The sequence below is a fragment of the Cryobacterium sp. SO1 genome, from assembly GCF_004210215.2.
Taxonomy (GTDB): domain Bacteria; phylum Actinomycetota; class Actinomycetes; order Actinomycetales; family Microbacteriaceae; genus Cryobacterium.
Map to the genome: position 1 here is coordinate 3,285,041 of NZ_CP067394.1, position 15,588 is coordinate 3,300,628.

Annotated in this window: 10 protein-coding genes and 1 pseudogene; 4 read left to right on the plus strand and 7 right to left on the minus strand. The window is 61.3% G+C overall.

The genetic code is table 11. The features are described 5' to 3' along the window. The first annotated feature begins 110 nt into the window (after positions 1–110). Both BJQ95_RS15610 and BJQ95_RS15615 read left to right on the plus strand, forming a co-directional pair. Complete coding sequence (locus BJQ95_RS15610; protein ID WP_130177848.1) at positions 111–1,484, plus strand: hypothetical protein; 1,374 nt, start codon at positions 111–113, stop codon at positions 1,482–1,484. A gap of 357 nt (positions 1,485–1,841) precedes the next feature. Further along, positions 1,842–2,888 (plus strand): glycosyltransferase, encoded by a 1,047-nt coding sequence (locus tag BJQ95_RS15615; RefSeq protein ID WP_240694757.1) that lies wholly within the window; start codon positions 1,842–1,844, stop codon positions 2,886–2,888. Positions 2,889–3,239: 351 nt separating this feature from the next. Here BJQ95_RS15615 and BJQ95_RS15620 read toward each other — a convergent pair whose 3' ends face one another. After that, the gene (locus BJQ95_RS15620; protein ID WP_165384933.1) at positions 3,240–4,100 is read right to left on the minus strand and encodes a glycosyltransferase; all 861 of its coding nucleotides are present in this window, start codon (positions 4,098–4,100) and stop codon (positions 3,240–3,242) included. Positions 4,101–4,827: 727 nt separating this feature from the next. Here BJQ95_RS15620 and BJQ95_RS15625 point away from each other — a divergent pair. Beyond that, complete coding sequence (locus BJQ95_RS15625; RefSeq protein WP_130177845.1) at positions 4,828–6,141, plus strand: UDP-glucose/GDP-mannose dehydrogenase family protein; 1,314 nt, start codon at positions 4,828–4,830, stop codon at positions 6,139–6,141. A gap of 373 nt (positions 6,142–6,514) precedes the next feature. On the opposite strand, the pseudogene BJQ95_RS15630 reads toward BJQ95_RS15625, so the two are convergent. From BJQ95_RS15630 to BJQ95_RS15655, 6 genes and pseudogenes are all read right to left on the minus strand, one after another. Continuing rightward, positions 6,515–7,758, minus strand: a pseudogene (locus BJQ95_RS15630) (IS256 family transposase). Positions 7,759–8,078: 320 nt separating this feature from the next. Next, positions 8,079–9,554: a lipopolysaccharide biosynthesis protein gene (locus BJQ95_RS15635; protein WP_165384832.1), complete on the minus strand. Its 1,476-nt coding sequence runs from the start codon at positions 9,552–9,554 to the stop codon at positions 8,079–8,081. Between the two features lie 87 nt (positions 9,555–9,641). Further along, positions 9,642–10,940, minus strand: a complete 1,299-nt coding sequence (locus BJQ95_RS15640) for a polysaccharide pyruvyl transferase family protein (protein WP_130176103.1) — start codon at positions 10,938–10,940, stop codon at positions 9,642–9,644. A 363-nt stretch (positions 10,941–11,303) separates the two neighbouring features. Then, a complete protein-coding gene (locus BJQ95_RS15645; protein WP_130176102.1) occupies positions 11,304–11,669 on the minus strand; it encodes a hypothetical protein in 366 nt (121 codons plus the stop codon). A gap of 425 nt (positions 11,670–12,094) precedes the next feature. Next, positions 12,095–13,114 carry a CAP domain-containing protein gene (locus BJQ95_RS15650; protein WP_130176101.1) on the minus strand — a complete coding sequence of 340 codons (1,020 nt, stop codon included), beginning with the start codon at positions 13,112–13,114 and terminating at the stop codon, positions 12,095–12,097. Between the two features lie 87 nt (positions 13,115–13,201). Beyond that, entirely contained in the window at positions 13,202–13,819 is a 618-nt protein-coding gene (locus tag BJQ95_RS15655; RefSeq protein WP_130176100.1) for an excalibur calcium-binding domain-containing protein, read from the minus strand. 242 nt (positions 13,820–14,061) lie between these two features. Here BJQ95_RS15655 and BJQ95_RS15660 point away from each other — a divergent pair, with 242 nt between their 5' ends. After that, entirely contained in the window at positions 14,062–15,579 is a 1,518-nt protein-coding gene (locus BJQ95_RS15660; protein WP_165384830.1) for an MBOAT family protein, read from the plus strand. Positions 15,580–15,588 lie beyond the last annotated feature (9 nt).

Consider the following 15,588-nt stretch of genomic DNA (forward strand, 5'->3'; position numbering starts at 1 on the left):
AGCGTGGTCTGCAGTTGAGCATGGCGCACAGGGGCGACCCCCGCGGGAAACACTGGCAACCCAACACTCGCTTCGGCCTTTCGCCATTCATGAAGGTCGCACTATGGACGATGATCTCCATAACCGCCGTGGCCAGCGCAAACATAATTGATGACAATCTCTCGAGCACTATCGCAACCTTGCCGCTCCTACTCCTTGGCGTGGCTGCTGTCCTACATAATCGACAGTTGAGTTTGACTTCCGCTCTTGTTGTGTCACTTGGGCTCCTACTCATCTCCCGGTCGGTTCTCGCGCCGAACCTCTTGAGCACAACCGCACCGATTTGGGTGTCTGGCCTTCTTTTCCTCGCTCTCCTCCTAAATGTGCGGGAACTCCGGCTGCCGAAGTCTTCGATTCTGGTTGCCTTGCTGAGCCTCATGCTCGTGTTGCCAACCGTGGTTCAGTCGGACTTGAACACCACTGCGAAATCCTTCGGGATCGGCGCGATGTGGGTATTGGTCTTCCTTAGCGCTGCGAACATCAAACGCGATCAGCGACGCCGGGTCGCGGTGGCGTTTGTCGTAGCCGCATGCGCCGAAGCTGTCCTTGCGATCTTGGAGTCTCTCGTCAAGGTCGAGTTTGTCCGCGAGTTAATCACCGGCAGCGCGGCCGAACAGAGGTACATTCTTCGCGACAACTTGATCTTGGGCGACTGGACGAATCGTGCTCAAGGCACCCTCGGCTATCCGATCCCCTTTGCGGCATTCCTGGTTGTTGGCCTCTTCGTGGCGCTGCTGTCCGGGGTCATCCGAGGCCGACTCTGGGTGCTGTCAGTGGTCGTCCTCCTGACCACGGGGATCATCCTATCCGGCACCAGATCCGCCGCCGCCGCTCTCGCGGTCGGCTTGGCAACATGGTGCGTGTCTCTTGTAGTCAGCGCTCATCTTCACAAGAAGAAGCTGCCCGGGGTCAGGCTGGCAGTCGTCGCGACTCTGATCGTAGGCGCAGCTGGCGTTGCGTTCCTCATCCGATCCGTCTTGATCGGTGACTTCTCCTTGCTACACCGTGGCGCGGTCATCGACACAGCCTGGGGGCTACGGGACCTTCCGTTGCTCAGGCTGCTTTTCGGTTCCGGATACAATTCTGCGCCGATTCTATTCGACGAAGGAATCCTTAGCACGGGGGGCCTAGAGACGATCGACAATGCCCTCATTACCCAAATGATCGTCTCAGGGCTTGTGGGACTTTTGTTGCTCGTGTCGATCCTCGTCCTGGCGGTAAAGCGCGCAGATCTCGCGACGCGTTCCGTCCTCACTGCTCTTGTCGCGTTCTATTTCTTTTTCGACGTAATGGCATGGCATGCGATGACCGGCATTCTTCTCGGCGCTGTCGGCTTCGCCGCCACGACGAAGCCCGATGTGCCCTTGGATCCGGCCGCGCTGGAAAGCGGCCAGCACGGAGCAAGCCCCCTTGGCGCGAATCCCGCAGTCGCCCTTAGCGACTAACCGCCCACTTCTTGCTCTACCCCGGCATCCGCCCTCGCTACTGATGCCGAGCGGGACGGTTGGCCTTGTCAGTCTCTCTTCTGGTGCAGTTGAATTCGTCGGGTGTGAGAAGATCTACGGTCAGATCCTTCGGCTTGTCGTCACGATCAGCAGGAGGACAGACACTTGTTTGGCGCCGTGTGTAGTCAGACAGGCCGCCGCACACGAGCGTCTCTTCCTCCGAGCCGGGGGACCGTTCCCATGGTGCCGTTCGGACCGAGCGAGTGCATAGATTCCCCACTGGGCGGTCCAAAAGTCCGTCATGATCGAAAAATTCCTGCGGTACCCAAGATAGAGGAAGTCCCAGCCTTGAATATTGTGCTCTTTACGCCCGATGTGTCCGCGAACTCCGTGGGACGTACTTACTGCCTATGGCTACTCGCAAAACAGCTGGATTGGCATGTGACTGTCGTGTCGACCCGGGGCGTCAGCGTATGGGCGCCGCTAAGTGACACCGCATTTGCGCAAGACTGCGTCGTCATCCCGCACTCGGAACTGGACAGGTCGGCATTGATTCTGAATGCCGACCTGATCCTCGCCGTTAAGCCCGTTCAGAGTTCGTTCGGGATTGCCCTTGAGCTGAGCACCCGGCTCAGAATTCCTCTCCTGCTTGATGTGGACGATCCCGATCTGGACGCACATTTGTCGTGGAGCCGGCCGCATCGCAGAATCGCCAAGCAAATCGTCCGGCCTCGGGCGCTCGCAACAGCAAAACGCCTGCGCGCGGCCGCTCGATCTGTGCCCGTCATCGTGAGCAATCCCGTTCTGCAGGCGCGATATGGCGGCACCATCGTGCCGCACATCCGCCTCGATCCCGGAATTGGCGCACCTCACGTCAGATCTCAGCCGACAATTGCATTTGTCGGCTCAAACCGACAGCACAAGGGCGTCTCTCATCTGCGCAAAGCTGTGGCCAAAATGCAGGAATTCGGCCTGCGCCTCACGATCACCGACACGCCGCCGGTAGACGCCAAACCTTGGGAAGACTGGACGGGCCCCACCTCACTGGAAAAGGGACTGGGCCTAGTGGCTGGCGCGGATATCGTAGTGATCCCTAGCCTGAACCTTTCATACGCCAGAGGCCAGCTACCGGCCAAGCTAGTGGATGCGATGATCATGGGTCGTGCAATCATCGTCAGCAACATCGAGCCCATGCCCTGGGCACTAGGCAATCACGGTGTGACCATCCGCCCGGGATCTGTACGTTCCATTCGGAAAGCCCTGAGACAGGTTTTGGACCCTCAGGTCAGGAAAGCCCTCGGCGACGACGCTCGTGTTCGTGCACTTGGAATGTTCACAGTGGAGTCGAATACGGGAGTATTCAGTCAAGCTATCGCTTCGGCCCGCGAAGCGTTCACAGAGTGAATACCAGACCGATTCTTACTTCTTCCCTATGACGTCCAGGGAAGGGGACTAACCCTTCCGGAGGGCACGCCAACGATTCCCCGCACAAGACTGGGCGCGCGGGCACGACGTTGAATGGCACATGTTTGCTCAGAGACTGAGGGCTATTTTGAGAAACCGGCTCAATCGCCATCGAAGGCCATCCAGGCATCGCGGCCGCCAAGTACAGCACTGGGGTTTCCGGCACTAAGTTGAGCCCCGGGTCTAAGGAAGTTCTTGATCACCGGAGAGGTTGAGAATCATGCGGGCGCACAAGGCTGGGATGCATGGCAATTTAGAGGTGAATGACGAACCTTGCGATTCACCCTTGAATTACGCAAAATCTCTCACCCTCAGCTGGCTCAGGTAAGCCGGAAATGAGTTCTCTCGCGCTAAATTTATACCGAGCCGGAGTCCGCGGAGCGCCCCTGGGCGCCTTCTCAGCACGTTCGTCCCAGCGCTGACTAGCAACCAGACCAAGCTTCCCGCTAACCAGACGCCGCGGTGTTTTTTGGCGAATACGACCGCGGACCAGGTGTGATACGCCTTAATCGCTATTGGATAGCTCTTGCGGTTGGTGGAAATTTCATGTGTGGCCGTTGCGTCCGCGCAAATCCCGAAGTTCCAATTCGCTGCTCGCAGCCTGAGTGAGAAATCGACATCCTCCCAATACATGAAGTACCTCTCGTCCAGCAGACCGACTCCGTTCAACGCCGAGGCTCTAACGAGCACACATGCCCACGTAATGAAGTCGGGCGCACCACGAGTCAGCGGCCGATGACTCGTGATGCCGACGACGGGGATCAAGTAACCGCCAGCTGATTCCTCCGAGCCATCGGAGTGAACGATGCGAGGACCGACCAGACCCGTATTGGGTTCGCATTCGAGTGTGGCGATTAGGAGCGCGATCGACTCTTCGGCAATAACAGCATCGTTGTTTATCACAAGAACGGCCTCGAAGCTTTGTTCAAGTGCATCACGGAGGCCGAGGTTTACCCCTCCAGCAAATCCGCGATTCTCGGGGACTTCGGTCACTGAACAGGCCCCGCCGTCCAATACCCCGGCATCGGCAAGTGCTTTGGTCAGCTCTCCCGACGACTCGTTGTCGACGATGAACACGTGCTCAACTGACGGTGAGGCAACCAAGGCGACCACGCACCTCAAAGTTCTTGCGGGGTCTTTCCAGTTCAACACGACTGCACCAGTACGCAAAGAGACCTCCAACTAGAGCCGCTATCGAACTTGTTCCGATCTCGGCAAGGGTGAGCATCCGTCGCGGACTCTAGGTTTCAGCTGGAAGGCAGCAAACGAGGGGCTGATCAATGGTACCGCGAAGGCGATTTTGCTTTAGTCAGCGTTCGACACCGGGCATCACTCTGAACCCTCTGTATGCCACTGAGTCGCTGAGTCGCTGAGTCGCTGAGTCGCTGAGAGCGATCGTCGATCGACGACGGCGGTTGGTTCAATAGCCGAGAAGATCATTCCACGGGACCGACCAGGCTATTTTCGTTTCCCTCCATCTCAGGAGAGAAAGATATCGCCGACCATGCACCACCGTAAATACTCCCGCTGTTCGCGTCAGCCTGATTTCTGGCTTTTGGCGGTCGGGCAGCGAGGCGGTTGCGGGCGTCGACGCTGTCTCCTGGTCTGCGTCCCGAGTGGACGCCGCCCTCCTTCGCAGCAGATGCACCAGTAAGGCGCAGTGCCATCCACACCTCTCGGAAAGCGGGCTCCTCACATCCCACCGCTCGTCGAGGAAAATGCCGAGAGCCTTATCGCGTCCAACGTGGCATGCACAGTGAACGACGCTGCCACCTATCCGAACCGCCTGCGTCTCGGCTCTAGCCGCGAGTCGGTGTTGGCTTCCGGGGATAACGGCGGCTTCGACGGGCAATAGTGTTAGTCCTATGGAACACAGCACGTGAAGCTATCGGTAATTGGATGCGGCTACCTCGGGGCGGTGCACGCGTCGGCCATGGTGGAGCTCGGTCACGACGTCGTCGGCATCGATGTTGACGCCAACAAGATTGCACAACTCGCACAAGGCAAACCCCCGTTCTTCGAACCGGGGCTTTCTGAAATCCTCACCAAAGCCACCGCCACCGGGCGGTTGCGCTTCAGCACCGACATCGCCGACGCCGCCGGAGCGAAGGTGCACTTCGTCGGAGTCGGCACCCCGCAGAAGGCCGGCAGCCACGCCGCAGACCTGACCTACGTGGATGCCGCCATCACCGGACTAATCCCCCACCTGGCCGCAGGCGACCTGGTCGTGGGAAAGAGCACCGTTCCTGTTGGCACTGCTTCACGGCTGGCCGACCTGATCACGGAATCCGGAAGCGGAGCTTCTCTCGTCTGGAACCCTGAGTTCCTGCGCGAGGGGTTCGCCGTGCAGGACACCATCAGCCCCGACCGCCTTGTCTACGGCGTCGCACCGGGCGCGGCCGGCGAGCGCTCCGTCGCTCTGCTCAACGAGGTCTACGCGGCCGCCATCGCGGCGGAGACCCCGCTGGTGGTCACCGACTACGCCACCGCCGAACTCGTCAAGGTCGCCGCGAACGCGTTCCTGGCCACCAAGATCAGCTTCATCAATGCGATGGCGGAAATTGCCGAGGCCACGGGCGCAGACGTTACCCAGCTCGCCGATGCAATCGGTTTCGACGCCCGCATCGGGCGCCGGTTTCTGAACGCCGGTGTCGGATTCGGCGGCGGCTGCCTGCCCAAAGACATCCGAGCCTTCACCGCCCGGGCCGACGAGCTGGGCCGCGGCGAATCGGTGGCCTTCCTCAAGGAAGTCGACGCGATCAACCTTCGCCGACGCTCCCACGTCGTCGATCTGGCCACCGCGGTCCTGGGCGACCGCCTGCACGACGGCAAGGTAGGTGTGCTGGGCCTGAGCTTCAAACCGCACTCTGACGACGTTCGCGACTCCCCCGCCCTCGACGTGGCCGTGCAGTTGCACGGACTTGGCGCCGAGGTCCTGGCCACGGACCCCAAGTCCATCGAGAATGCACAGGCGAAGCACCCGCAGTTGAATTACGCGACGAGTATCGAGGACACTCTGCGGGGCGCGGAGCTGGTGGTTCTCGTCACCGAGTGGCCCGAATTCGTCAACATCGATCCCGTGTGGGCTGCGACATTGGTGAAGACCCGCACGATCATCGACGGCCGCAACGCCCTAGACGCCGTCGCTTGGCGTGCGGCGGGCTGGACCTACAAAGGTATGGGTCGGCCCTAACCAAAGGACGACACCGACCGGCCAGGTCGGACGACCGGGTTTGCTACCCGTCGCGGCTGATGCAACCACGGACCGCCGAGTGGATCCCGCCCGACGCAACAGGCTTGGCGCTGACGTGTGACCTTGTCGGATGTATTGAGCGCTCGGTCTGTGCACGGGCGGGAACACAACTCTCCACCGTAGGGCTTGGTCTGGACGCAAGCCGACCTAGTCGTGCCACGAGAAAGCGGAATCGATAGCCGCCTTGAAGGCAGTGATCGAAATCGCTCTGGTGCCCGTGTTGCCCAACCGCTTTCGTGACCGGGCAAAACGGATGGTCACGTCCCGCTGAGTGGTGGAATTTCTCAACACCGTGCGGGTCAGTGGTTCTAGTCTAGGCGGCGGCGAGTTCTGGGAGGATCACCGCCTCGTCTATGACCTCGATGGGATTGTTCATGGTGGCCAGCTCGAGCATCGAGGCCTCGGAGAAGTAGCGTCTTTCGCCGGCTTCCCACTCGTCGTGCTGCTCGATCAACACCGACCCGGCCAAGCGCAGCAGCGCGGCGGCGTTGGGGAACACGCCGACGACGTCGGTGCGGCGTTTGATCTCCTTGTTCACCCGTTCCAACGGATTAGTGGACCAGATCTGGCGCCAGTGCCGCCGCGGGAACGCGGCGAAGGCGAGCAGGTCGGGTTGCGCGTCGACGAGCATCGCGGCGACCTTCGGGTGTGACCGGGCGAGCATGGTGGTGACCTCGCGGAACTGCTTCTCGATGTGCTCACGGTCGGGTTGGGCGAAGATGGTGCGGATGATCGAGGCCACCATGTCCTGGGATCCTTTCGGGATCACGGCGAGGACGTTGCGCATGAAATGGACTCGGCATCTCTGCCACCCGGCGCCTTGGAACACGGTGCTGATGGCCTTCTTGAGCCCGGTGTGGGCGTCAGACATGACCAGCTTGACCCCGTCGAGACCGCGGGTCTTGAGCGACCGTAGAAACGACGTCCAGAAGCCCTCATTCTCGCTGTCACCCACGTCGAAGCCCAGTACTTCCCGGCGGCCGTCGGCGGCGACCCCGACCGCGACGACGATGGCTTGGGACACGATCCGGTGGCCGACCCGGGCTTTGCAGTAGGTGGCATCGAGGAACACGTAGGGGAAGTCCTGGGCGGCCAAGGTGCGGTCGCGGAACTCGGCCACCTCCGCGTCCAGGCCCGCGCAAATCCGAGACACCTCGGACTTGGAGATCCCGGTGTCCGCGCCGAGGGCCTTGACCAGGTCGTCGACTTTGCGGGTTGAGACGCCGTGGACGTAGGCCTCCATCACGACCGCGAACAACGCCTGGTCGACCCGTCGGCGCCGCTCGAGCAGGGCAGGGAAGAACGACCCGGCACGGAGCTTCGGGATCTTCAGGTCGAGGTCGCCGGCGGTGGTCGTCAACGTCCTGGATCGGGTGCCGTTGCGGTGGGTGGTGCGGTCGCCGGAGCGCTCGAACGGGGCGGCGCCGATGAACGCGGTCGCTTCCGCATCGATCAGTTCCTGTAGAGCTTTTCGGTCGCGGATCGGATGCGATCGGTGACATCGGTGAGTTTGAGTTCTCCCAGCAGGTCGAGCAGGGCAGACTGGTCTAGAGCCATCGTGGTTTGTGTCTTTCTGTGAGTAGCTTTGATCGGTTCTCACTGACCATCCCACGGTGGCTCTTCACGTTGACGAAGCAACACTCAAGAGCGGGAAACCACACCACTCACGGGGACGTAACCAAACGGATTGAGCCTCATGCCCCACAATGACTTGGCGACGGCCGCGTCCATGTTTGTGGTTTGAACGGCTCCAATCGTTGCCGTTCACGCTATTCCCGATCATATTGCCGGAGCGTGCACCGCGCACGAGACAGGAGTTCTTGCGAGGTGTAAACCCATAGGATCGAGGTCGCAATGACTCATCGACCGATCGCTATCTAGCCCCTCCGCCTCATGGCAACCTTCAGTGTGTCGAAGACCGCCAGCATATCGTGACGGACAAGTGGAACGGCCATAGTAGCCGCATACACGATACAGAGAGTGGTACCAGATAGCAGGATCGAACCGACTGCGCCGAGCGGTACAAGCGAAAGCGCGCAGACTCCGTACGCCGTACCGAATGCACCCAGAGCGACGATTACGATTCGCAGCCCTTGAACTAACAGCGGACGCGCGTCGATACCTCCCTGTCGCGCCGCCCAAATGATTGCGAGCGGCCACGCGAGAAGGACAGCCGTGCTGTAACCGATTGCGACTCCAACGGGCCCAGCCCATGCCAGGCTCACCACAGCGATGCACTTGATTACGAGCGAGACGAAGGTGTAATTCCGCAGGTCACGACCTAGACCTTTGGAGATGAAGATCCAACTCGCTACTGTCGATAGCTGCTGGAGCGCACCGCCGAACGCAAGAATGGTCACAATGGATGCGGCGGATGACCATTCGTCTCCAAGTGCAACGGAAACTAGCGGCTGAGCCGCAGCCGCGATAAAAGCCGCTACGGGCAATATTGTGTAGCCAATGACGGCCTGACCATGGAGAAGGTACCTACTGAACCGTTCACGCTCGTCTGCGATCCTTGACAGAGCTGGTAGCGCAACCGAGATAGCCGGACTCTTGAGCTGATTCAAGGGAGCCATGACTAGTTGGAACGCCCGACTGTAAATGCCAACATTGAAAGCTGACGAGAAATATCCCAACGCCAACGTGTCGATGTTGTTCCCCGCGTAAGAGAACAACTGAGACGTCGCGATGTGCCCGCCGAGCCCGACGATCCGGCCAACTCCAGTCTTCCGTCGGGGTAGGCCTGGAAGCCAACCACAGAGGAAAATAGAGATGATCATGGTAAGAAAAGCTATTGCAACAGTCTGAACGACGAGCGCCCAGTAGCCGGCGCCTAGATAGGCCAAGACGATTGCCGCAGTCAAACCGAGGGCCGGTGCAATCACATCGACACTGGCCATCGCTCGAAATCGCATCATTCGATTCAGATCAGCGCGATACTGGGCAGCGATTCCGTTGAAGAGGAATACAAGTGAAATGGCTGGTAGAACCTGAACCAGTTCAGGTATCTTGAACACCGAAGCAAGCATTCCCGCGGCGAAGATAACAACAACCATCATCACGACGCCGATGGCAACGTTCAACCAGAAAAGCACAGCTCTCTGTTCTTTGGTGAGATTCACGGTTCGTATGCTCGCCGAAGACAAGCCGAGGTCCCGAAAGACCTCACCAATGCCGACCAGGGTCGTGGCGATTGCCATATAACCGAAAACGGCCGGAGGCAAGAGCCTCGAAAGCAACACTAAACCTACGAAGTGGATGCCCAGCTTTCCGACTTGTCCGATAAAGAGGTCCCGGGCACCTCGAACAACTGTGTTACCCAGCGAGCCTGTGCTTTGCGAATCTGTCAAGAAATGACTCCGGTCTGGCCTATGAGCAGCAGACTCCGGCGTCTGGATCCTCTTGGATGAATTCTGTGGCTCCGGTCGAGAGAGTCCTCAGGAAAGGCGTGTAACTCTTCTCGCGGAGAGTTCTCTGCGCAAGTTGTCGACCTCTCGGTAGAATCCCCGCGGTAGTGAGTTCCGCCGACGATCCAACTCACGGGCGGCGGCGGCCCTTTCTGTTCGGTTCTCAGCCCCGGGGCGGGCGTTCAACAACACTGCTGCAGCGCCCACCGCGCTCGCTTGTGCCGAGTGCGCCAATTCGGCGGAACGTCCAGATGTAACCGAGCGCCGAGCTTCCGCCAAGGCAGTCTCCACCGCAGCGTTGAGGTCGCCAATGGGCACCCCAACTGGCATCGTTTCACCCCACGAGCTCGTGTAGCGCACCAGTTTGTCAAGTTCAAGGGCGACCCGAGGCACGTCGTAGGCCGTCGAGATTATGGAGCCATGCAACGACGTTCCGATCCACAGCCCGCAGCGCGCAATTTCGTCGACTTTGTCGAGTGGCATTTTACTCTGAGCGATGTCAATACTCCGCGACGGAGCCATCCTCCGGAAAGCGGCGACCACTTCTTCGTATAGTTCCATCGAATCATGCCCGCGCGCATAACCAGCCGCAAAAAGACGTATGCGGAAGTTCCGCAATGCCGGGCTGTTGGCCAGAACCTCAGCAAATGCAATAGCACCATGCGATTGGAGCACATGTGCTTTGACTTGGACCAGCGCCAGATCCAATTCGCGCGGCCGCTCAAGCGGTCGCGTGATGCCAATGCTGTGGATCAGATCTGGAGCTAACACATGAGAAACAGAGTGCTTAGTCAACAACTCACTGGATGCGCTATCCCGCACAGACACGTAGCTGGCCTCACGAATCGCACCCCATGTCTCGTCGCTGCGATCACCGCGAAGCCCACGCATTCCGCTTATCCCAACCGAATTGATGATCGAGGTGGCTCCGTACGTGTTCTCAAATGCCGACATGCGTGGGACATACGGAGATGCATCCCAGGCCAGTCCGGAGATTCGCTCCAGTTCGGCAACGCGGTCTCGCCTACGAAGACTTCCGAAGCCACGGTATTCCTGGTCGTCCGCAGACATGCGATAGGCGTCCACGACGGACGTTGACCCTACTTCGCCTCCAACCACCCAGACGGACTTGATTGGCTGATCGCGCACAACGGAGGAGTAGCTGGGGATTCGCAGGTCGAGCAACTCGGTCATGTCGCCCGCGAAAGGCGCAGTCGCCAAACCATCCGCGCGTCCCAAGACGTGCTGAGTCTGCAGAAGGAAGAGAAGGTCACCAAAATTGTCTCGTTCATACGCACCTACGAACACAGTCGCGCCCTGTTCAACCATGCCGAGGTGGTTCCCATTCTCTTCTCTGTCAAGAATTCTCCTGATTCGGAGATTCTAGCCGAACCATTCTGGCTTGAATGCCGCCGGCTTGTTGGCGGGCGCGTTTCCAACGCGGGCCGCTTGTTTCCTGATGAATGCCGCGAGGACGTTTAGCGGGATGGTCTTGGTGAACTTGATCAACTTGTGTTCGAGTAGTCGTCCGAGGGATGGATCGCCCCTGACCGCATGTCATGACGCCAACTGGAAAAGGGTCAGAAACGGCATCAGAATTGGCCATAACGCCAGCTGCGGAAGGTCATCAGATCGGCTGATTCAGCAGAGATTCGCCAATCTGCGTTCAACGGGGCAGCACTCGAATCCTCTTTATCCGACGAAATGGGCGTCGTGAAGGCAGGGCTCGCGTGCGACCAGGCCGCGATGGACGCCGCCGGTAAATACGTGGCATTCATCGTGGCGCCCAACAAATCGGCAGTGCGCCGAGCAACTGTCGATGACGTTGGACGCGAAGTGATTTTCCGTCGTGCCCGCGGCGCCCACGGTCTGCGTGGCGGTCGTAGCCACGTCTGGCCGGTTGAAAGAAATCGTGGACTTGTAGTCGAGGTCCTTTACGCCCATCATGTGGTTCAGGTCGCCCACATACGCGTCGAACGGTCCAGCGGTACCGCCGATTGGCCGTCCCTCGCAGAGGCGATCGAGTAGCGCCTCTCCGCCGCCAGCCGGAACAGTCACGCTAGGGCTCAAGCGACGACTGTGGGATGTCCTTGCGATGGGGACGCTCGCCGCTACTGACGTCTGTTCTGCTCTCGATCCCGTCGCATAAGGAGACGCACAGGCTGAGGTTGGTTCCTTGGTCACCCACGGTCATTTGGATCCGAGCGTGGTGTCGGGACCGTTGGCGCCGTTGTCCCGCCCGAGGTGCTCGTCTGCCGTGCCACGGGCCTAGTGGAGCTTCTCGGCGTGCTTGTCGACCGTGACCTTGTTCGCCACGGCCGCGTCGCCGTCGTGCACCTTGTCGCTGATACCCTCGCTGTTCTCGCTCTTGAGGGACCTCTGCGCCTTACGGGTGATGTTGTTGAGGTTGATGGTCGGTCACCGACCAGAGGGACGAGGTCCCGTCGAGCCTAGATCGACCCCGCGCCTCATTGAACCGCGAGTCATTTGGCGGCGACCTTCGCCGTCGCGGGGGATTGCTTGGCCACCGACACGTACGAGGTCTTCTTGCCGACGACCGTGACGGTCAGCGTCGACCCCAGATCCGTGGACCGAACGACGAAAGCACGACCCGTGGCGCCCGGAATCACGACTCCGGCTCGTCGCCACTGGTAGCTGAGCGTCACCGGAGCCGGCGACCAGGTGCCGGGGGTCGCCGTGAGCGTTTGCCCGACCCGCGCTGTTCCGGTGATGCGCGGGACGGGTGTCGCAGTGAGGTTGTCCACCACCAGGGCGGTGGCCGCGGACGTTTTCGCCACACTGGTGTAGCCGGTCTTCTTCCCTGTCACGGTCACCGTGAGCGGCGTGGCCCGGTCGCCGGTCACCACCGCGTAGGTTCGGCCGGTTGCACCGCTGATGGCCACTCCCCCGCGCTTCCACTGGTATGCCAGAACGACCGGCGCGGGCGCCCACGCACCGGCCGTCGCGGTGAGAGTCTGGCCCACCCTGGCAGCTCCGGAAACCGTTGGGGTGGGCGTGGCGGTCAGCGTTCCGTACTTGGCGAAGTTTTGCACCGAGTAGCCGGCCCCGTTGGCGGCCACGAAATAGCCGACCCCGATATCCGTGTGGGCGGCCATGATGTTGGCGTAGTGACCGGGGGAGGCCAGCCAGGCCGGCACCACCGTCGCTGAGGTGTAGCCCAGGGCTATATTCTCGGCGGCCATCGTCCACCCCGTCGGGTACTGCGCGGTGTAGTTCGGGTTGTGCTTGTAGCCGTCGGCGGCCATCTTCACCGCCCAGGCCTGGGCCACGGTGTCCAGGGCGGCGTTACGTTTCAACGCCGGGAGGCCCTTCTTCGCACGGGCGGCGTTGGTCTGCGACACGATCGTCGCGGTGTCACTTTCGGCCGCGAACGCGGGCAGAGCGCCCGCTCCCAGACTGAGCCCGACGATCAGGGTCAGGGTTGCGTAGAGTCGTCGCCTGGCTCGGCTTCGCACCGCTGAAGAGTGCACACTGTTGTTCATCGTTCCCCCTGAGTCGACCGGCGCACGGGCAATGGCCTTGGCTGAACTCTAGGGTTTGGGCGGCGGGGTGGCCACCGTTTCAGGAAATCATCGCTCGCAGGCGATGCCGTCCTTGTCGCGGTCGCTCTTCGTGTTCAAGGTGTAGACCGCCGTGGAGAAGAACGGCGGGCCCTTGAGCGCCTGAGCCTGTCCAGAGACGAGATTGACCTTCACGCCGGCCTTCGCCACGCCGTACGGGTACGCCGCAGAAAGGGCGGTGCAGTTCGGGTAGGCCAGTCCGGTGACTTGTGTGGTTCCGGCGGACTGCCGCGCCGCCGGCTGGTACGACGCACGCTTGGCCGTCACCGTCACGGTGAGCGCAGCTCCCGCGTCGCCGGGTCGTACCCGATAGGTCGTGCCGGTGGCACCGGCGATGGTGACTCCGGCCCGCTTCCACTGGTAGGTCAGCGTCGTGGGGGCGGGCGCCCACGCGCCGGCCGTGGCGCTGAGCACCTGGCCCACCCGGGGCGTGCCGCTGATCCGCGGTATCGGGGCCGCACGGAAGCTCGCCAGGGTCACGGCGTGGACCTGAGCCGGCGGCTGGATGCTTGCTGCCGCCGCAGGGGTGCTGCCGGCGAGCAGGCTGAGGGTCAGGGCGATCGCAGCGGCAAGAGCGCCGGCCTTGCGACGTGGTGCAGTGACGTTGCTGAGTGTGCGCGTGAGCATGATTCCCCCGGTGACGGGGCATGTCGAGTGTCGCGCCCTCAGATGAACTTTAGTGGGTAGCACGGGGTCGCCAGGTCTCGACGAGCTCGACCAACGCCGGGTCACGAGTTGCCCGGTCTGGGTAGCACCAGCCTGAACTGGGGGTGCCGCTTGCCGTGTTGCTGCGGGGTTGCGTAAGTGCTGACCATAGGCTGAATTTGGGCCAAAACTTTGGGCCCTTCATAGCGAACGTGCCGTTCTGGGTGTCCGCACTTGGTGCCTTGTTACCTAATGGCGGGTTCAGCTTCGTGGTCTTCTCCAGTCCGACCTTTCTCTTCATCTTTCTTCCGGTCACCCTGCTCGTTTATCACGCGATCCCCGTGCGATCGCGGGGCAGGAATGCCTGGCTGTTGGTGGCCAGCGTGCTTTTCTTCCTGTGGGGCGCCGGCAGCGCCATCCTGGCCATCCTTTTCGTCGCCTTGTCGAGCTTCGGCGGCGCCTACATCGCCTGGCGACTCGTGCGTCGTCAACGTCCGAACCACGCTGACGGGGAACCTCGGAAGATCTCGATCCCGTCGTTCGTGACGCTTCTGATCGTGGCGGTGCCCTTGGTGGCGTTCAAGTACGTGCCTCAGATAGCGACGCTGGAGATCCCGCGGATCTCGTCGACCTTGACGAATATAGGCGCCAACACCTGGGCGCTGCCGCTGGGCATCTCGTTCTTCACCTTCCACGCCCTCTCGTTCGTCATCGATTCCGCCCGGGCGGGACGGCCGCTCACCACGTCCTTCCCGTCCTACCTGCTGTACCTGTTCGTCTTCCCGCACCAGATCGCCGGCCCCATCGTGCGGTACTCCGAAATCGGGGCCCAGATCACCGCCGTGCGACGCATCACGGCCAGGCAGATGGGCTACGGCATCACCCGGTTCACCTGGGGGCTCGCCAAGAAGGTGCTGATCGCGGACAACTGTGGCGTCGTCGCCAACGCGATGTTCGACAACGCGGCAAATCCCACCCTGATGTCGGGCACCGGCGCCTGGCTGGGCGCCGTGGCCTACGCGTTGCAGATCTACTTCGACTTCAGCGGGTACTCCGACATGGCCATCGGCCTTGCCCAAATGTTCGGGTTCCGGTTTCCCGAGAACTTCCGCTCGCCCTACACCGCGGGCAACATCACCGACTTCTGGCGCCGGTGGCACATCACCCTCACGAAGTGGTTCCGCGACTACGTCTACATCCCGCTGGGCGGCAACCGCCGCGGCGTCTGGGTGGAGTACGGGGCACTCCTGCTCGTGTTCTTCCTCACCTCCCTCTGGCACGGCGCCCTGGCCGGCTTCCTGATCTGGGGCGGGCTGCACTCCCTGGCGCTGCTTGGAGAACGTATTACCGGACTGCGCAACGTGCGGGCATCCGTCGTGCCGCGCCGCGTGCTGACCCTCGTGTTCGTGATCGTCACGTGGGTGCCCTTCCGGGCTCTGCAGGTTCAGCCCACCGTGGACATCTGGCAGGCGATGCTCGGCGGGCCGTGGGACTTCGTCTCACCGGTTCTGTTCGTCACTTTGACACCGTTCACGATCACCGCGCTCGTCGTCGGCGCTCTGAGCTTCTGCATGCCGTCACAACGCACCGGGTTTGAAACCGTCTTCGGCCGGTCCGCACCGGACACGTTGAACGCCTTCCGTTGGAGGACGGCGCTGCTCCTGGTGCCGCTCGCCCTCATCGTGACGTTGGCAATGGTGCTGCAGTCCGATTTCAGTCCCTTCCTGTACTTCCAGTTCTAAGGCGGCACC